This is a genomic window from Niastella sp. OAS944, from assembly GCA_024809215.1.
Classification (GTDB): domain Bacteria; phylum Bacteroidota; class Bacteroidia; order Chitinophagales; family Chitinophagaceae; genus Niastella.
Genome location: JANUBW010000001.1, coordinates 1792769 through 1812141 on the forward strand (window position 1 = coordinate 1792769; position 19373 = coordinate 1812141).

The following is a 19373-nucleotide window of genomic DNA, read 5'->3' on the forward strand; positions in this document are numbered from 1 at the left end:
ACGCACCACGCGTAACAAAAACTACATGATTATGAGAAAATACTGCTCACTACACTGTGGCGGCCTGGTACTGGTTTGCCAATACCTTCAGATCCTCATCTTCAACCTCTTTCTTTCTATCGGCAACACTCAGGAACTGTTCGTACAACACGTCTACATCGTTACGGTTGAACATGAAACCCAGCTTGTGAAAGCGGTGGGCCAACGCGCTACGGCCGCTGCGCGCTGTTAATACAATTTTACTTCCATCGGCACCAACCTGCTCGGGGTTGATGATCTCGTACGTTTGTGCATCTTTCAAAAATCCATCCTGGTGAATACCCGATGAATGTGAGAATGCATTGGCGCCTACGATGGCTTTATTTGGTTGAACCGGCATGCGCATGGTCTCTGAAACCAGGCGGCTCATGGGGTTCAATTGTTGCGTTTTAATATCGGTATAAAAACCGAGGGTTTGGTGCTGTTGTATCACCATCACTACTTCTTCGAGCGATGTGTTACCTGCTCTTTCGCCCAAACCATTGATGGTACACTCAATTTGGCGTGCCCCGTTCATGGCGCCGGCAATAGAATTCGCTGTTGCCAAACCCAGGTCGTTATGACAATGGCAGCTGATCACCGCTTTGTCGATATTAGGCACATTATTGATGAGGTAAGCGATCTTCTCACCATATTGATGCGGCAGGCAATAACCTGTCGTATCGGGAATGTTTACAGTTGTAGCACCGGCAGCAATAACTGCTTCTACTACGCGGGCCAGGTACTCGTTTTCGGTACGGCCGGCATCTTCGGCATAAAACTCAACATTATCGGTATAATTGCGGGCCCATTTTACGCACTGAATGGCACGTTGCAGAATGTCCTCGCGGGTTGAGTTGAATTTCGATTTAATGTGGAAATCGGAAGTTCCGATACCAGTATGGATCCGGGGCCTTTTGGCAGTTCTTAAAGCCTCGCCAGCCACTTCAATATCCTTCTGCACAGCACGGCTTAAACCACAAACCACCGCATTCTTTATTACTTTACCGATCTCGCTCACGCTGTTGAAATCGCCGGGCGATGAAATTGGAAAACCGGCTTCAATGATATCTACACCCAGTTCCTCCAGCGCCAAAGCAATCTCTATCTTCTCCTTGGTGTTTAATTTACAGCCTGGCACTTGCTCGCCGTCTCTCAATGTTGTGTCGAAAATATAGACTTTGTTCTTTGGCATAGGTATTATCTCTATAAAGTAGGATTTTATTAAAAAAAGCAGGCTGTTCGATTTTGTGTTGCTTGCTATTAAAGAGAAAAACAACCTGCTGAACCGAAATTATCTTTGTTTATTAAATTGCAGAAACCAAATTTGTACCTAATTTACACTATTTAAAGAGTGCCAACCTGGCTAAAACCCTTGTTGGTCAAGGATTTTAACGTTTTTTGATTACGATGCCCAACCGCTCAACAGATGCCTTGTTCCAGTTGATTAAATCCCTGGAAAAGTCGGAAAAACGCAACTTTAAGCTGTACGTCCAACGCAATTCTTCCAGCGAAAACCTGAAGATTGTGCAGTTATTTGACGCACTCGACAAGATGGACAATTACGACGAAAACTTACTATTAAGTAAAAGTAAGGACCTAAAAAAGCAGCAGCTTTCGAACATAAAGGCCCATTTATACAAACAGATCCTCAGCAGTTTACGCCTCATAAAAAATGAGGACAACATCGACATTCAACTGCATGAGATGATGGACCATGCGCGCATCCTGTACAACAAGGGGCTGTACCACCAAAGCCTCAAGATGCTTGACCGTATGAAGGAACTGGCCCGGGCCAATAACCAGGTCACTTATCTTTTACAGGTATTATTTTTTGAGAAAAAGATTGAGGCTCTGCACATTACGCGCAGTATGACCGACCGCGCCGAACAGCTTACCCTCGATGTTGATGAAACCAACCGCCGCCTGGTAATGGTAAGCAAACTCAGCAACTTATCGCTGCTGCTGTACAGCTGGTATATTAAACATGGCCATGCCCGCGACGAAAACGACGAAAAAGAAATTCAACAATTCTTCGACCAGCATTACCCGCCCGGGGCCGACGAAGCCAAGGGCTTTTACGAACGCCTTTACCGCTACCAAAGCTATTGCTGGTATGCCTTTATTCGCCAGGACTTTTTGTTATACTACCGCTACACGCAAAAATGGGTAGAACTGTTTGAAAAAGAACCATATATGATTGAAGTTGAGACCGCCCACTATATTAAAGGCATGCACAACCTGATGGGCGCCCACTTCGACCTGCAGAACTATAGTAAATTGAAAGAAGCATTGGTGAAGTTTGAGAAGTTTTACGAAAGCGACCTGGTGGTGAACAACCATAATAATCGCATTCAAACCTTCCTGTACCTGCATGTAAGCAAGATCAACAAGCATTTTATGGAGGGTACCTTTACCGAAGGGTTGCAACTGGTGCCTGTTATTGAAGAAAAGCTGAAGGAATATGAGATCTACCTCGACCGGCACCGTATTCTTGTATTTTACTACAAATTCGCGTCACTATATTTCGGCAGCGGCCATTACGAGCAGGCCATCGACTACCTCAATAAGATCATTAACTGGAAGGTTGACCTGCGTACCGATCTGCAATGCTACAGCCGCCTGCTGCACCTGATAGCGCATTACGAACTGGGTAATTTTGAGTTGTTGGAATACCTGTTTAAATCGGTTTACCGCTTTATGGCAAAAATGGGCAACCTGAGTGTGGTGGAGGAAGAGATCTTCCGCTTTTTACGCCGTTCGTTCCATTTAACGCCACGGCAGCTGAAACCCGAATTTGCCAAACTGCTTGAACAGTTAAAACAGTTAGAGGGCAACCGGTTCGAAACCCGGGCGTTCTCTTACCTTGATATCATAAGTTGGTTAGAAAGTAAAATGGAGAATATTCCGGCTACGGAAATTATTATTAGAAGGAAGTTTTTGGCGAGGAAAAGGAAAACTGTTGAAGAATAGTTCTTAGTTTTTAGTTCTCAGTTCATAGTTCCTTTATTCTAGACTCGCCTGTATGCGCTTGCAGCTTATGGCTTCAGCTGTATTCTATCACTCATTTGCTGAATTCTATAAACCATTTAACGAATTCAGTTACACATTTGCTGAATTCTATAAGCAATTCGCAGAATTCTATAAGCAGTTTAACGATTTCTATCACTCATTTGCAGATTTCAATAGACTGTTTAGCGATTTCTATAAATCATTTGTCGAATTCAATAAGCAATATGCACAATTCTATAAAACATTCGTTGAATTCTATTAAACATGCATCGAATTCTATAAGCAATTCGAAGTTTTCTATAGAGAATTCGCACAATGCACTATCGAATTCGTTCAGTGTTTAATTAAATTCAGCGAATGATCTATAGCATTTGACAAATGGACTACTACTTTCGGCAAATAGACTGGTGAATTTGACGAATGAACTACTAAATTCAGCATACAGGGCAAAGAATTACGCAAATGGATAGCAGAATTCGTTAAATGGACTGGTAAATTAGCAAAAAGCAATACTGAATTAGAAAAATGGATTGCTGCATTTTACTTTTTGCCCATTGCTTTTTGCCTATTGACCTAATATTTCGCCAATTCGGGTTTCACTTCATCAATGTAAGCTATAATACCGCCTTTGAGGTTATATAAATTCGTAAAACCGTATTTCTCTTCCAGCTCACGAATGGCTTTGGCGCTGCGGCCGCCCATTTTACAATGCACAATAACGGGTTGATCTTTATTTATTTTATCGGCCTGTTCGGCAACGGTTGCCAGTGGAATTAATTCGGCGCCGATATTTACGATCTCATACTCATAGGGTTCGCGCACGTCTATCAATTGAAAGGGCTCTCCTTTTACCTGCAATTCGTATAGTTCTTTTGGGGTTATTTCTTTCACGGGTTTCTCTATTGCCTTTACTCCACAGAACTGTTCATAATCTATCAGCCGGGTTATTGTAGGGTTCCTGCCATTTAATGGATTATCATCGCGGCGGGATATATTAAAAGTGCGGCTTTCGAAGCTCAATGCATCAAAAATGTAAAACCTTCCCACCAATGGCTCCCCTACGCCGGTTACCACTTTTATAACTTCCAATGCCTGCAAGCTGCCAATGATGCCAGGCAAAACGCCTAAAACGCCGCCTTCGGCACAACTGGGCACTAAGCCCGGTGGTGGCGGCGTTGGGTACAGATCGCGATAGTTTGGACCAAACTCTCCATTGGCATGTTTATAGTTAAAAACAGATACCTGCCCCTCGAATTGAAAAATTGATGCATATACGTTTGGTTTGCCCAGCAACACACAGGCATCGTTTACCAAATACCGGGTGGGAAAATTATCGGTGCCATCGGCTACTACATCATAGCCCTTGATAATATCCAAGGCGTTTTGCGAAGTAAGTTGTGTGTTATACATCACAAGCTCAATATGCGGGTTCAATGCCTGCAGGCGTTCTTTGGCCGCTTCTACTTTTGCTTTTCCTATTTCATTTACGCCAAACAATACCTGCCGTTGCAGATTGCTATCGTCAACCACATCGAAGTCAACGATGCCAATGGTGCCAATACCGGCAGCTGCCAGGTAAAGCAAAACGGGGCTGCCCAATCCGCCAGAGCCTACTACCAGCACTTTAGCTGCTTTTAATTTTTGCTGGCCCGCCAGCCCGAATTCGGGTATTATGATGTGCCGGTTGTACCGGGCTAGTTCTTCTGATGAAAATGTTACTTGCGTACTCATATTTGTGTAATTACAAGATTGTAGCGATAAGGTTTAAAGTCGGCAATCGTGAATCGTGAATCGGCAATGACTCGCGATACTTAAAGCCTCGCGTTTCGTGAAACGTGAAACGGCAAACGTGAAATAAAATACAGCTACAAGCCTTAAGCTTAAAGCTGTAAGCAAATACAGGCGAGTCCCGAATAAAGAACTGAGAACTAAGAACTCAGAACTAAAAATTGCCTCCCGCAATAGCCGGAACAATACTAATCACAGTATCCGCCTTTACAACCGTATCTCCGTTTTCTAAGTTGCGAATGTCGTCATTTCCTACAAAGATATTTACAAACGACCTGATGTTGCCATTATCGTCTAACAGGTGTTTTTTAAGGTCGGGGAAATTAAGAGTGAGCTCGTCAACTGTTTTGGCAATGGTATCGGCCTGAACATTGAGCCGGGCCGTGTTGTTGGTGAACTTCCTAAGGGGAGTTGGAATTATAATAGTAGCCATACTGTATAGTTTAAATTTTGTGATCCTAAGTATAAGGCTTAAAGCCCAAGGCCTAAAGCTTAAAGCAAATACATTTATATTTCTGCCTTTTGTATTGGCTTTCGGCTTTCGGCTTTCAGCTTACGGCTTACGGCTTTCGGCTTTTGTTTAATGAAACAAGCCTTCAAGTCATGATCAATAAGCTATCAAATGATTATTCTCTTCCTCAAACTGCCAGTCATCATTCAACCGCCACGACCTGATGGCACCCGGCTCTTTGTTATTCACTGAAATAATGATATATGAAAAGAACGGCTGCGCGGCCGCACGATCGTGCTCTGAAGGAATGGCCGGATGATCGGGATGCGAATGATACACCCCTAACAATTCTATCTGCTGCTCCTCGGCATATCGCTCTGCTTCCAGATAATCATGGGGCGAGATCTCAAACCTCCGGCGCTTATCGCCATCCTTAACATTCGTTACCACCCGCGCCAGCGTTATAATTCGCCGGCCATTGCTGTCTTCATTCCCATATAAAAATCCGCAACATTCGTTGGGATAACTTTCTACAGCTTCCTGTACAATCAGTTTTTGTACATCGGTTTCAAGAACGATCATGTTACAAAAGTTTTTTTATGATGTCTTTGTATTTATCGGCATTGTCGGGCAAAATGGTTACCACAACACCACGGTGCAGCTTTTCAGCAACGTGCAATGCGCCGGCCAGGTTTGCTGCCGAAGATGGACTTAACAACAGGTTCTCATAATGATATGCCGCCTTTATTATTTCCCACGATTCTTCGGTGCTTACTTCAAAATTATCGTCGGCCACTTTATCGTCATAAATACCGGGCACAATAGCAGTTTCCAGATGTTTCCACCCTTCAAGCCCGTGCAACGGATTATCGGGTTGTAATGAAGTTAAATGAATACCTGGCACCAGTTCTTTCAACCGCCGGCCGGTACCGGTAAAGGTTCCCGTGGTGCCAAGCCCGGCCACAAAATGCGTGATGCCGGGCAAGGCCTCCACAATTTCAGGTGCGGTGGTATTGTAATGCGCTTTCCAGTTATTATCGTTCTTATATTGATCGGCGTAAAAATATTTGCGTGGGTTTTCAGTGGCCAATGCAAAGGCAACCTGTTGCGCTCCGTCGGTACCTTCAAAGCGGGAAGTAAAAATGATGTCGGCGCCCAGTGATTGCAGTATCTCTTTTCGTTCGGGCGATGCATTTTCGGGCAAACATAAAGTAACAGGCACACCTAATTGTTTACCAACTGCAGCATATGCAATTCCTGTATTACCACTGGTAGCATCGAGTAACGAGGTTTGCCGGTTCAACATGCCGTTATCTATGGCCGCTTTAAAGATCGCATACCCCGCTCTTGCTTTTACACTGCCCGACAATTGCTCCCATTCTTTTTTAGCATACACGGTAACGCCGGGTTTGTTAAACAACCTGGTAATACGATGCAACGGCGTTCGGCCTATATACGCACCCAGTTGCTGCACCTGTTGCCTCAATTGTTCATCAATAGTTGTTGTACTCACAGTTGACATAGAAAAGGTTTTAAATAAAAAAAGCCCCCCAGGGAAACCGGGGAGCTTAATGTATGTATGTATGTAAAAAGTTACATAGTTCTAAGTATGGCTATCCTCCACCACAATAACCATCTTTTGCTTACAACAGCAACAACAAATTGTATATGTGCAAAAATTGGTCATGCAAAAATTGTTATTTAAATATACGGATAAAAACCGGGAATTGAACAAGGAGTTTTTGTGTGCTGTTCATGCAAGTGTAATATTGTGTAAAGGAATGAATTAAATTAGCCTATGGTTTTTCACTTCAGACAAGCGTTCCCACAGTTAAACGCCTATTGGGATAAATACCTGCCCTTTCAAAAGCGGCAGCAAGTGGCGGCAAAGAAAATACTGTTAGAAGAAGGAAAGCGGTCGCAGCATTATATGTTTATTGAAAAGGGTTGCCTGCGGGCCTTTATAAATAAGGATGGCAGCGACAAAACCATTCAGTTCTTTTTTGAGCAGGAAGGTTTATCATCGCTCGATAGTTTTATCAATAATGTTCCCAGCCCCTTTTCCGTAGAAACTATTGAGCCCTCCGTCATTTACACTATGCATAAAAAGCATGCAATGCAAATGATCGATGAATTAAGCAAAGAGCCCTGGTTTGTACAAACCATACTTCAAATGACGGCCAAACGGCAGATCCATTATATGAATGAGTTTGCCTCTTTTATTCGCGATACGCCCGAACAACGTTACCAGAACCTTATAAAAAAACGCCCGCATCTTATTCAACGGGTTCCGCAACATTACATCGCATCTTACCTGGGTGTTAGCACCGTACACCTGAGCCGTATTAAAAGCAAACTGGCCAAAGGGAAATCGAGGTTCTAAAACTTGATAACATATGTTATCGTTTGGTGGCTGCCCGCAACGCTACTTTTGTTGTATCAAAAACAAATAATATGAAAGCAGTTGTAGCATACCCCAATGGCGCATTACCTGAATGTATAGATGTTCCCGAACCTACCGAACAACACGAAAATGAGGTGTTGGTAACCGTTAAGGCCGTAGCCGTTAAACATCTTGACAAAAGCAAGGCAGCTGGCAAACATTATTCCAGCGACACAGCAAAAGCAAATGGCCGTATAGTAGGCGGTGATGGGGTTTGCCTGTTACCTACCGGCGAACGCGTGTTTGCCATAGGCGAAAGCGGCATGATGGCCCAAAAAGCCATTATAGATCGTAGCCGTATGGTACCCATACCTGCCGGGTTAAGCGATACCATTGCGGCCGCGTTACCCAACGCCGTAGCGGGTGCAGCCATGGCGCTTAAATACAAAGCCAATATGCAACCGGGTAATGTAGTGCTCATCAATGGCGCCACCGGTTTTACCGGTTACATAGCAGTACAAATTGCAAAGTATTATGGCGCGGAAAAAGTGATCGTAACCGGCAGGAACCAGGAGGCCCTGAATGAATTACTATCGCTTGGAGCCGATGAAATTATTTCTCTTACACAGGATGATGAACATTTCACCAAACAATTGTTGGCCAAACACGCACAAACGCCTATAGATATTATTATTGATTATTTATGGGGGCGCAGCGCCGAATTAATACTATCGTGCATCAGGGGCAATGGTTCCTTTACCAATAAAATAAGCTATGTTTCCGTAGGCAGCATGATGGGCGATACCATACAACTATCGGCTGCCATAATGCGCAGTGTTGATCTGCAATTAACCGGATCGGGACTGGGCTCATGGTCAAGACAGGAATTAGGTCAATTGCTTAAGAACATTATACCCGAAATGTTTCAACTGGCGGCAACAGGTAAACTGAAAGTAAAAACCACCGCCGTAAAAATGGATAACATCGCCACCATTTGGAATGTAGCAGTAACGGGCGGACAACGCCTCGTTGTTACTATTGAGTAATTAATTGACTTTATACTCCAGCACCTGAACAGGCTGTGGCGCAATGGCCCGGGTAGTTTCGCCATCGCCTTGTTCAACCCGTTCAACAAACAAATGCAATTCACCCTTGCTTTGCCACACTTGTTTATCGTAACTCGGCTCCCACAAACCAACAGCCGTTTGGGTAAGGTCTTTTACTGCCCATTTTCGCTGGGTAATGTCATTGCACATCATGATGCTTACTTTATCATTCCGCTCTATATCGCGGTAAATAAGTATGGCCTGAACCGCGCCATTCACATTTCGAACTACAATTTGCGGCCGCGACATAGGTATGCGTTTGGTACCGGTGCCCGATAAAGAAAATGGCGTGGTGCGCTGCGATACCTGTTGTGTGATCCATCGTTGCCCATCATTATATATCATGCGGTATTGGGGAATATTTGTAGAGGAGTCGCGCCAGTAAGAAGCAATATAGGGGCTACCGGCATTATCAGTGCTCATGGAAGTGGAGTTAATGAGTTCACTGTTCTGTGGAATTCGCAAAGCATATTCTGCAGTAGCCTCAGTAATGGGTAAGGTATATTTTTCACCGGTACTTTTTTCCCAGGTACGGCCGCCATCTTTCGAACGGGCATAACCCATATCATGGTTCGAAGCCACATCGGGGCTCTCGCGCCATACCCACGACATATGAATAGTGCCAAACTTATCGATGGCCAATTGCCAGTACGGACTGCGTTGTCCCTCCCCATTTATCCAACCATCCTGTACCTGCGTCCATTGTTTTGTTTTGGCATTGTAATGATCTAGCATCAGGCTGCCATTACCACTGGCACCATCGCGGTACAGGAACAACAGATTGCCATTGGGCAGGCGATAAAATTCGGGATATGTAACCTTACTCTCCTTCTTACCGGTCATAGGTAGTTTGTCGGTAAGTTGTAAAGAACCAGGTTTTACACTGCGTGCATAACGAAGTTCATTGTTATGATGATCCCACGATACATGCAAATAACCTTCGCCATCGGTAATAATGCTAATGGTATTATGTGCATCGGTGGCTTTGCCACTATATTGAGTGGTTTGCAGCGTCCATTGGGAAGAACCAAGTTTGCGCTGGCCGATCACCAGCCGTTGCGCCGAATCGTAATAAGCAATGTATTGGGTATTTTTAAAACTGGTGAGGGAGTTATGTCTGAAGATGACCGTATTGACGGAATTGGCGGCCCAGCCTTTGCCGGCTGTAGATATTTTTACGTTTTGGGCAATCGTTGGTGCGTTTAGTAATAGAAAGTACACCGTTATTAGTTTGTACATGGTACCAAGATAGCGAAAATGCCAAAGAGTTATTCAGTTATTCAGTTCGTAAGTTGGTCAGTTTAACTACAAACTGAACAACTGAATAACGGAACAACTTATTAACTTGCACATATGCTCCAGACCATCAAACAGTCGCTAAGAAAAATAATGCCTTCAATTACGGAAGAGGAAATGATCTCATTCATCAGCCGTCTCGAAAGCCGTACCATTGCCAAACATGAATTCTTTGTGCGGGAAGGACAGGTGGCCAATGAAATGGCGGTGGTATTTAAAGGTGCGTTCAGAATGTATTTTACTTACAGGGAGCGGGAGCAAACGGGGCATTTTATGTTTGAGGGGCAGTGGCTCGGCGATTACGAAAGCTTTTTATCGCGCAAACCGGCAGCCAATAATGTAGAAGCGCTGGAAGATAGTGAGGTGTTTTGTTTATCGTACGACAATATGCAGGCCCTTTATAAAAGGGGCGCCCAATATGAAAGGTTTGGCCGCCTTATTGCCGAATACGTTTACCTGGTTGCCATGAACTCGTACAAATCGTTGTTATTAAAAACCGCCGAAGAAAGATATATTGAATTGCTGGAAACGCAACCGCATATTCTGGAACGCCTGCCGCAGCATTACATCGCCTCCTACCTGGGCATTCAGGCGCCCAGCCTCAGCCGCATACGAAATAAACTGGCGCAAAAGCATTAACCTATGTTAATAAACCGGCCATGCTTTTTGTCGCCGGTTATCGTTTTTGACGCCCACAATATGCAATTTTGAATGCTCAATTGTTTTGTATGGCATTCATGATAGGCATATTGTCTTTTTTTGGCATTAGCTTCCTCATCAGTTGGTTATCGGGCGGCGCCTGGCTTTCTGCACTAAACGACAAAGGCGCATTTGCCGCCATGATGATGTTTGTATTGGTAGGCATCAGCCATTTTGCAAAGGCCGGGAAAATAGAAGCCATGATACCGCCGCACTGGCCTTACCGGCACGCCATGAACTATATAAGCGGCGCGGCGGAGATCATATTAGGCATTTTATTATTATTCCCTGCTACCCGTATGTGGGCGGCGTATGGATTGCTTTTATTGTTATTGGCCATATTCCCGGCCAACATTTATGTAGCCGGCAGCAAACCCAACCTGTACAATATCTCGCGGTTGTTCTTTCAACCGGCATACATGGGGTGGATCTGGTATTTTTGTATCCGTTAAATGCTTCCTTTCACCGCTACATAATTCACCAGCGTACCAATGCTATCGATGCTGATGGTTACTACGTCGTTGGCTTGTAAGGTGAAATCGGCCGGCGGTACCAGGCAGGTGCCCGTCATTAAAAAACTACCGGTAGCAAAATCAGTCTCGCGGTACAGGTACGAAACCAGTTCAGGCAACAAACGCTTCATTTGTTTAAGGGTGGTATTGCCCTCATACATTTTCACTTCATTACGATGAATGGTCATATGAATACCTGTTTCAATGGGAATGGGTTGCTCGCTAATATACAGGCAGGGGCCTAAGCCGGCGCTTTTGTCGTATACCTTGGCCTGGGGTAAATACAATGGGTTCTCCCCTTCTATGCTTCGTGAGCTCATATCGTTGCCAATGGTATAGGCCTGTATGGCGCCCGCTGAGTTTATGTATAATGCCAGTTCAGGCTCAGGAACGTTCCAGGCAGAATCTTTACGAATGTAAACGCTTTGCAGGTGGCCAACCACCCGGTGCGGTAATGCTTTGAAGAAAAGTTCGGGCCGTTCGGCCTCGTATACCCGCGAATAACAATCGGCCCCACCGGTATCTTTCGACTCTTCCATGCGGGCATCGCGGCTACGCAGGTAGGTAACACCGGCGGCCCACACTTCCTGCGAACCAATGGGCGGCAATAAATACTCACGCAGCCATTCTTCGGCCTGGGTGGTAGTTATCTTTTTGCCACTCAGATATTCTTCCAGCAAAAATGCATATAGATTATCGCGGTTGATCAGTTTATCCCAGTCGTGCTGCAATACATAATATTCCTCTTTAAACTGTAACAGTATTCCCTGGCCTGTTTTATAGAGCTTCATATGGATCGTTATTTTGTTATTTCCACTAAAATAACGAAAAATCTGAGGTATGAAGTAGGATGTATGAAGTAGGAACAGAACTATTGTTCAGGCTAATAAAAAAGGCGACCCGCTATTTATCGCGCGCTCGCCTTTTTATAATCTTCTGACTTCCTATCTCCTACTTCTTACTTCCTACTTATGCATCTTTCCTTCCAGCACCTGCTCAAATATCTCCGTCAGCCCTTCATAATATTTCGAGATGGTAAATTTCTTCAAAAACCGGTCGCGGGCATTATGGCCCATTTCTATACGTAAGCTCTTATTTTCCAGCAATTGCTTTAAGCGCACCGTTAAATCCTTCGACAAACCGGGCGGTACCAGATAGCCATTAACCCCTTCATGCAAGATATCTGGAATACCACCCACACTGGTAGCTACCACCGGTAACCCAAACTGCATAGCTTCAAGAATTGTCAAAGGCACACATTCGGTAAAGGAAGGCAATACAAAAATATCGGCCCTTTCCAGTTCATTGAATTTATCCCGGCCAAACTTTGGTCCGGTTACATCTACCAGGTGTGCAATACCGGTTTTGGCACAAAATGCTTTTGCTTCTGCAATGCTATAATCCACTTCTCCGCCTACAATCCTTGCCTGAAAACGGCAACCCTGTTTATGCAGATCTGCCAGGCTTTCGAGAAACACCTTGATCCCTTTATTTATTACCAGGTTCGACAAATACAGAATTCTCGGTGGTATATTATGCCGTTCTGCAACATGGCTGTTCACCACCTCAATGCCATTGGGCAGCACGTATGGCTCAGGCTCATATACGGTTCGGATATCGGCCGTCAATTTCTCCGACAGGCAAACCACTGCGCCCCCTTTAAATGTCCTGCGCAACAACCACCGTTTATGACGCGAGTCCCTGGCCATTTCATCAATACCCCGTTTGTGCAGGTGAAAAACAACCCGACGGTTAAAGAGTTTTATCAATGCCGAGAACAAAGCGTCGCGGTAAAATATTTTCCCGGTGGGAACAATTGTAAAATAAACAATAGATGGTTTAAAAGAAATAAGGATGCGGCAAAGCTTAAACATAAAACCTACCATGTGCACCACCTTCATCATGGTTATTTTGCCAATATCATCGAGGGTTTGACCAAAATGCAATGGCAATGTTCTTACATCATACTTCAATCGCCAACCGGGGTTATCAATGGTGTGTTGGTTCATAATGGTAACACCATGAATAGGCGGCGGAAGCTGCACGATAAAAAGGATCTTTGGTCTCTTCATTTAGGTAAATTGAATTTTTCATACAGCAGGGAGATTATTATTTATAGAAAAGGGAACAGATCAAAGTTGCGAGTGATATACCCAGGAAATTGCTGGTCATATCGAGTAATGAAACCGTTCTTCCAGGCACAAGGCCCTGCAGCATTTCAAAAAGGTAGGATGATAATAGTACAGCGATCCAGAACACACCCTTATAGCGGCCTTTACAAAATACAATATACAATGGAATGGTGATCACGAAATAATACCCACCATGAAAAACCATATCGAGCCACCAGTGATATCCTGTGCTGAAATAATGTTCAGGATGAAAATCGGGCCACTCACAAAAAATACCGGTCAAAATAAGGATCGCAATAAATAAGAACACTTTACCGGCACCTTCATACCGGTACCTGTTCGCTTTCGTCACATTTGTCTCAGAATGCATTCTCTTCGCCTTTTATAGTATTAAACACTGTCAGGAACATGATCTTTATATCAAGCCACATGCTCCAGTTTTCCATATACCACAAGTCATACTCCACGCGCTTCTTCATTTGGTCAAGTGTTTTTGTTTCACCTCTGAAACCATTTACCTGCGCCCAACCCGTAATACCGGGTTTCAGGAATTGACGGATCATATATTCATCAATGATCTTTGAATAATCGGCCGTATGTTTTAACATGTGCGGGCGTGGGCCTACAATGCTCATATCGCCCATCAGCACATTCAGGAATTGCGGAAATTCATCAAGACTTGTTCTTCGCAGGAACGCTCCGATCTTTGTAATACGGGCATCACCACGTGTTGCCTGTACCGTGTTGGCATTGTCGTTCACCGTCATACTTCTGAACTTCAGGCACCAGAAACTTTTATTGTCCTGCCCGCTGCGTTGCTGACGGAAAAAGACGGGGCCTTTTGACTCGAGCTTTATCAGCAAACCAATAAGCGGTATAAGCCATGAAAGAATAAATACAGTTACCAGCGAGCTTACAATAATGTCGAAGATCCTTTTTTTGATCTTATTGCCCAGGTCATCGAGCGGTTCCCTGCGCAACGACAGTACCGGTATCTCATTCAGATAATCAATATATACCTGCCGTTTTACCAGGGCGCCAATATCGGGTACAATACGAAAACGGATACAATTTTGATCGGCCATCTGTATCAACCTGTAGATGCCAGGGTTTTGCTCTGGCACTATGGTTGAATAGATCTCTGTGGCGCCATATCGTTTACACACATCCAACGCCCCTTTTATATTACCTAAAATAGGGTAACGCGATAACTCATGTATGTTCTCCTTTTCTTCACAATAGCCAACTATTTCCTTGTTCACGCCTTCCTCTTCCAGATAATCAACCAGCCGGCGGCTAAGATCGTTATACCCCAGCACCAATACCTTGTTATTGAAAAAGTCCTTCTTTTTAAAGTATTGATAAACGGCCAGGTAAAGAAAACGGTTACAGGTAAGCAACAAAGGAATACCTACAATGATGGTACCAATGAATAACCTGGATATTATAAAGAAATGAGAAAAGAATAAAAAGCCGCAGATCATGAGCAATAGGTAGAAAAAGGCCCGCGTTGAACGGCCGGCAAACAATTCAAAAGTAAACACATTGCGCTCATGATATACATTGCTCGATAACGAAACAACCAGCCAGGCCACTGTTAAGAACACCCCAAAATAGGTATACTCAACATAAGCTTCTATCAGCATTTCGCGCTGAAAAAAGAAACGGGCAATAAAAAATACTATATTGATAGCCACCAGGTCCATTGCCAATAAAGTCAATTGCAGGTGGCGGAGAAATCTGCTATTCATATTATCTCTATTAACTTTCTTAGTTGATCAGGCTACCTAAACGGATCATTAGGAAATGGTTGAAAAGTTAACAAGTTGACAGGTTGACAAGGAAAAGGCAACTCCGGTCTTTTATTTGGGTTTTCACTTCAACATTCAACATTGGACATTCATTATTCGATATTCTTTTCTGCCTTTCACTTTTTCATTTCTCATTTTTAATTCCTCATTTCTAATTTCCGACTCCCTTGCACCATAAATATTTTCTTGAAGAACAAATACACAAACAAAGAATTCGTAACCACATACCTTTTGAACAGGCGGCGCGGCTCCTGCATCAATCTAAACATCCATTCAAGCCCCATATGCTGTACCCAGCCCGGCGCGCGTTTTTGCATACCCACCATAACGGGCAAGGCGCCCCCAACGCCAATCATTACAGCTTTGATACGGCCCTTCATAGAGGCCATCCATTTTTCCTGTTTGGGACAACCGAGTATCACCAGCACAACCGCAGCACCCGAATTATTGATCTTATCAACCAGTTTATCTTCCTCTTCGCGGGTAGCGGGTCTAAATGGCGGACTGTACATACCGGCAATTGGCAGATCGGGAAATGCATACCGCAGGTAATTCTCTGTTTTCTCTAACAAGGCCGGCGTACCGCCATAAAAGAATGCGGGCAGTTTCTTCAACATCATTTGTTGCAACAGATCGGGCAGCAGGTCCATACCGGCTACACGGTCCTGCCTTATGCCATACAAATAGTTCAATACCCAGGTAAGCGGTTTACCATCGGGCGTAACCATGGTAGCGTCGTTAATAATGTTATTGAAAGATTGGTCTTTGTAGGCCTCTATGAACATATGCACATTGGCAACACAAACATTGGCGCTTTCTTTATGATGCGCCATGGTAACAATGTTACTAACAAAAGAATTGTAATTGCCTGTAGTAATTCCAAAATTGATAATGCTTTTCCTTTCCATACCAAAAGTATTTGGAGAATGAAGTTTTACAGTTTGCCGTAGTATTTGCTTTGAACCAGTTTAAGGTGTGTTTGCAGGTCTATGGGATTATCGAACCGGTCTCTTATTTTTTTTGCAGGAACACCGGCATAAATTGAATAGGGCTCTACATCTTTTGTTACCAGCGAACCGGCGCCAATGATACTTCCTTCACCAATGGTAACGCCACCCATAACGGTTGATCCATAACCTACCCACACGTCATCTTCAATGGTTGTTACAAGGCCAATGCCCTTCCATTTATAATCGGCATCGCGGATCTGCGGCGCCAGGCGTATGGGCACGCCGGGTAACTGGTAATGATGATCGTAACGGCCTACAAGGGCTACCCGGTTGCCAAACATCACATTATCGCCAATGATCACATCGGTTTCTATAAAGGAATCTCTGCCTATATAAAAGTTACGTCCTATCACTACTTTATCTCTACCCCATATACGTACACGTAAACCGGCATGAAATCCTTTACCAATGGTGCACTTTCTGAACAGCACCTTCACCAGTAAAAGGTCCCTCGCTTGCCTTATTACATTGCCAATCGACATAGTGGTTGTTCTTCGGGTTGTTTCGTTAACGGATGCAGTCCCTGAGCTTGTGCCTGGCTCAGACTTGTCAAGGACCGGGGTTCGAAACGCTGACCATACTGCATGCAGCATGGCCGAAACGCGGGTTATATTTATCATTGATGGTTGATTGACATCATTGCTTCATGCATACCGGCACACACCTGGGTGCGTGTAAACTTTTTTGCCACCTGCCGGTTATTTTCCGACATGGCATGGCGAAGTGCATGATCGTTATAAAGGGTCTCTATTGCATTGGCAATACTTTCAGCCGACTCCTTATCAACCCACAACACATTATCGGGCGCCGTTAAATGGTCCTTTGCAGCCCTTATACGGGTAGTGATCACTGGCAGGCCTGCCGCTACCGATTTAAACAGCGCCATCGGAAATCCTTCATTGTCATATGTGGGAAATGCCAGCATATCGGCATTGGCATAAAAATGATCGCATTCATGATCAGGTACAAAACCCGGGAAACGGGTGTGTGCGGTTACCTGTAATGTTTCGGCCAGTTGTTTTAACTCCTGGAGATGATGGCCGTCACCTACAAATACAAACAGGCAATCGTTTTTACAGGAAAGCATAGGTATACTTTGCAGCAAGGCGAATACACCTTTCTCCCGTACAATGCGGCCTGCAAACAAAACCTTGAACTTACGTTCGTCCAGATCATATTTTTCCCTGAAGGCCGCCGAAGCCACCGAACGGCCGGGATCGATTATATTGGCCGTTATAAATATTTTGTTAGCGATCACCGGATCATACGTGCGCACCAATTCTTTTTCATCGCTCGACAGGAAGAACCAGGCATCTACATGCTTTCTCAAAAATGGCACTACCAGCCTGCGGAAAAAGAAAGATGTTTTTTGCAGTACCGAAATATCGGAACCATGAGTTTTGATGGCGATCTTCAGTTTGCGGTAATAAAACAACTTTATGATGAGGATAGTAATAAAATCACGGGTTGAACCTGCCGGCTCAAAGCGGGAATTGAGATACAGGATCTGCGGCCTGAACGCATACAACGCTTTCACTACATTAAACCCCTTAGCTATTGTACCCAATAACTTTTTCACTTTGCCTGCAGTGGCATCATTACGGCCATAGGTTACCGATTGGCATTCATAACCGAGATCGTTGAAGCCTTCTATTTCGTCATGTGATAAAAGAACGTGATGTTTTGGTGGAACTCCCACCAATATCCGTTGCGCCATTAGTTGTAGAATTGAGAGGTTATTAATTGCACTTTTCGTTCCCAGGTATTGCTCTTGGCATATTGATATGCGTTGCGCGAAAACTGTTTCCTTAATTCTACATCTTCGTACATCTTCCCAATTGCTTTGGCTATATCCTGGGCGGTTTTTTCTTTGGTGGTTGGTTTTACCTTGATGCCGCATTCGTGACTTACCGCCAGTGAAGACCCATGTATATCGAGTGTAATCACCGGCAACCCAAATGCCATGGCCTCATTTAACTGGGCCGGACAGCTATCGCGCAGTGAACAGAAAATAAATACATCGGCTTGTTTGTAATGGCGGATAACTTCATTGAATGGGATCTGCCCTAATATGCGCAGGCGTTTCGGATCGAGATTGTATTGTTTTATCCAGCCATCGAGGAATTGATACATTTCGCCGCCGCCTACAATGGTAAACGTGTAGTCTACTTCCTTAGGCACCATTGATAACGCATGCAGAATAAGATTCAACCCTTTGCGTGGCAACATACGGCCCACCCAAAGCAGGTTGATCTGTTTACCGGGTTTTCTGTCGATGTACTCGATATGCTGCATGGAAATGGGAATGGCATTATCGAGTATCAGGTGCACATTGTCGTTTTGCCCGGTTTTTATCTTTTGTACTATGTTAGCGGTATCCTGATTGGTTACCAAAATATGGTGCGACCGGGAAACCGTATTCTTTAAGTTATTGCTGAATTTGATACTCCATTTTGAGATCAGGCTCCGGAGGCGCTCTATCCTCCAGGCTTGCCCGAAGTATTCTTTAAAAGCCGGCATTGCTTCCTGCCCACCACCCACAGGGCCAAATATGATGCGGGTGTTTTTTAACTTCCACAAAAAAGTTCCCTGCTGAAAACTGCCATAGGTTACATGATGCGCCACATCAAAATTCATTTTCCTGTGCAGTTGCAAAGCAACACGTGCGGCTTTCTTACGCCACAGGTAATAATGCAGGTAAATGGTTTTTGAAGAAGCGTTGAGCAATGTTTTATCGAGGTTCATACCAAGCTCCACAAATACAATGTTCAGGTTGGGCAGTCCCAGCCGCTTCAATTCTTCCTGTATTACATTTTTGTCTTCAGCATTGGTCAAACACCACACTTCATATCCTTGCAGGGCCAGGTTTAACGCCCAGCTCCATCCGTTACCTGGCTCACTACCTCGTATGGGTGAGCAGGCGTATGCACTTAGTAATACCTTTTTCATTAATTAATGCTGTTTGTTGGCAAGCGTAATTAAATACGACTGTGGTTCTTTATAAGGATGGGAAATGCGAATCGGCAAACGAGAAAGGGCAATCGTGGATCGGCAAATGGCCCTCTCCCCAAACCCCTCTCCGCCAGCTGGCGGACGAGGTTTTTTTTTCTAAGTAAATTTTCTTTGATATATCAACTTCTGAAATTGTCAACCAG

Annotated in this window: 19 protein-coding genes; 5 read left to right on the forward strand and 14 right to left on the reverse strand. The window is 44.3% G+C overall.

The features are described from left to right. Positions 1-49: 49 nt before the first annotated feature. A complete protein-coding gene (locus GGD38_RS07005; RefSeq protein ID WP_375298726.1) occupies positions 50-1213 on the reverse strand; it encodes a 2-isopropylmalate synthase in 1164 nt (387 codons plus the stop codon). A gap of 332 nt (positions 1214-1545) precedes the next feature. On the opposite strand from GGD38_RS07005, the gene GGD38_RS07010 reads away from it, so the two are divergent. Continuing rightward, entirely contained in the window at positions 1546-2991 is a 1446-nt protein-coding gene (locus tag GGD38_RS07010; protein WP_375298725.1) for a hypothetical protein, read from the forward strand. Between the two features lie 612 nt (positions 2992-3603). Here GGD38_RS07010 and moeB read toward each other — a convergent pair. From moeB to GGD38_RS07030, 4 genes are all read right to left on the reverse strand, one after another. Further along, complete coding sequence (moeB, locus tag GGD38_RS07015) at positions 3604-4761, reverse strand: molybdopterin-synthase adenylyltransferase MoeB (RefSeq protein ID WP_375298724.1); 1158 nt, start codon at positions 4759-4761, stop codon at positions 3604-3606. Between the two features lie 211 nt (positions 4762-4972). Further along, positions 4973-5251 carry a MoaD/ThiS family protein gene (locus tag GGD38_RS07020; RefSeq protein ID WP_375298723.1) on the reverse strand — a complete coding sequence of 93 codons (279 nt, stop codon included), beginning with the start codon at positions 5249-5251 and terminating at the stop codon, positions 4973-4975. A gap of 174 nt (positions 5252-5425) precedes the next feature. Continuing rightward, positions 5426-5851 carry a Mov34/MPN/PAD-1 family protein gene (locus GGD38_RS07025; RefSeq protein ID WP_375298722.1) on the reverse strand — a complete coding sequence of 142 codons (426 nt, stop codon included), beginning with the start codon at positions 5849-5851 and terminating at the stop codon, positions 5426-5428. A 1-nt stretch (position 5852) separates the two neighbouring features. Then, entirely contained in the window at positions 5853-6791 is a 939-nt protein-coding gene (locus GGD38_RS07030; RefSeq protein WP_375298721.1) for a PLP-dependent cysteine synthase family protein, read from the reverse strand. Positions 6792-7067: 276 nt separating this feature from the next. Here GGD38_RS07030 and GGD38_RS07035 point away from each other — a divergent pair, with 276 nt between their 5' ends. Both GGD38_RS07035 and GGD38_RS07040 read left to right on the forward strand, forming a co-directional pair. Further along, a complete protein-coding gene (locus tag GGD38_RS07035; RefSeq protein WP_375298720.1) occupies positions 7068-7652 on the forward strand; it encodes a Crp/Fnr family transcriptional regulator in 585 nt (194 codons plus the stop codon). Positions 7653-7723: 71 nt separating this feature from the next. Then, positions 7724-8698, forward strand: a complete 975-nt coding sequence (locus GGD38_RS07040; protein WP_375298719.1) for a zinc-binding alcohol dehydrogenase family protein — start codon at positions 7724-7726, stop codon at positions 8696-8698. Here the strand turns inward: GGD38_RS07040 and GGD38_RS07045 are convergent, their stop codons facing one another. Continuing rightward, complete coding sequence (locus GGD38_RS07045; RefSeq protein ID WP_375298718.1) at positions 8699-9997, reverse strand: BNR repeat-containing protein; 1299 nt, start codon at positions 9995-9997, stop codon at positions 8699-8701. 114 nt (positions 9998-10111) lie between these two features. Between GGD38_RS07045 and GGD38_RS07050 the strand changes: the two genes are divergently transcribed. Next, positions 10112-10693, forward strand: coding sequence for a Crp/Fnr family transcriptional regulator (locus GGD38_RS07050; protein ID WP_375298717.1), 582 nt, complete (start codon positions 10112-10114; stop codon positions 10691-10693). Positions 10694-10782: 89 nt separating this feature from the next. Beyond that, positions 10783-11205 carry a hypothetical protein gene (locus GGD38_RS07055; protein WP_375298716.1) on the forward strand — a complete coding sequence of 141 codons (423 nt, stop codon included), beginning with the start codon at positions 10783-10785 and terminating at the stop codon, positions 11203-11205. On the opposite strand, the gene GGD38_RS07060 is transcribed toward GGD38_RS07055, so the two are convergent. The 8 genes from GGD38_RS07060 to GGD38_RS07095 form a co-directional block, all read right to left on the reverse strand. After that, positions 11202-12056 (reverse strand): fumarylacetoacetate hydrolase family protein, encoded by an 855-nt coding sequence (locus GGD38_RS07060; protein WP_375298715.1) that lies wholly within the window; start codon positions 12054-12056, stop codon positions 11202-11204. The genes GGD38_RS07055 and GGD38_RS07060 overlap by 4 nt on opposite strands. A gap of 174 nt (positions 12057-12230) precedes the next feature. After that, a complete protein-coding gene (locus GGD38_RS07065; RefSeq protein WP_375298714.1) occupies positions 12231-13337 on the reverse strand; it encodes a glycosyltransferase family 4 protein in 1107 nt (368 codons plus the stop codon). A gap of 37 nt (positions 13338-13374) precedes the next feature. Beyond that, on the reverse strand, positions 13375-13767 hold the full coding sequence (locus GGD38_RS07070; protein WP_375298713.1) for a VanZ family protein: 393 nt from the start codon (positions 13765-13767) through the stop codon (positions 13375-13377). Next, complete coding sequence (locus GGD38_RS07075; RefSeq protein WP_375298712.1) at positions 13757-15148, reverse strand: undecaprenyl-phosphate glucose phosphotransferase; 1392 nt, start codon at positions 15146-15148, stop codon at positions 13757-13759. Before GGD38_RS07075 ends, GGD38_RS07070 begins: the two co-directional genes overlap by 11 nt. Before the next feature lie 197 nt (positions 15149-15345). Continuing rightward, the gene (locus GGD38_RS07080) at positions 15346-16116 is read right to left on the reverse strand and encodes a WecB/TagA/CpsF family glycosyltransferase (RefSeq protein WP_375298711.1); all 771 of its coding nucleotides are present in this window, start codon (positions 16114-16116) and stop codon (positions 15346-15348) included. A gap of 26 nt (positions 16117-16142) precedes the next feature. Beyond that, positions 16143-16838 carry an acyltransferase gene (locus GGD38_RS07085; protein WP_375298710.1) on the reverse strand — a complete coding sequence of 232 codons (696 nt, stop codon included), beginning with the start codon at positions 16836-16838 and terminating at the stop codon, positions 16143-16145. Beyond that, the gene (locus tag GGD38_RS07090; RefSeq protein ID WP_375298709.1) at positions 16835-17935 is read right to left on the reverse strand and encodes a glycosyltransferase family 4 protein; all 1101 of its coding nucleotides are present in this window, start codon (positions 17933-17935) and stop codon (positions 16835-16837) included. The genes GGD38_RS07085 and GGD38_RS07090 overlap by 4 nt, the downstream gene beginning before the upstream one ends. Further along, positions 17935-19167, reverse strand: a complete 1233-nt coding sequence (locus GGD38_RS07095; protein ID WP_375298708.1) for a glycosyltransferase family 4 protein — start codon at positions 19165-19167, stop codon at positions 17935-17937. Before GGD38_RS07095 ends, GGD38_RS07090 begins: the two co-directional genes overlap by 1 nt. Between the last annotated feature and the right edge of the window lie 206 nt (positions 19168-19373).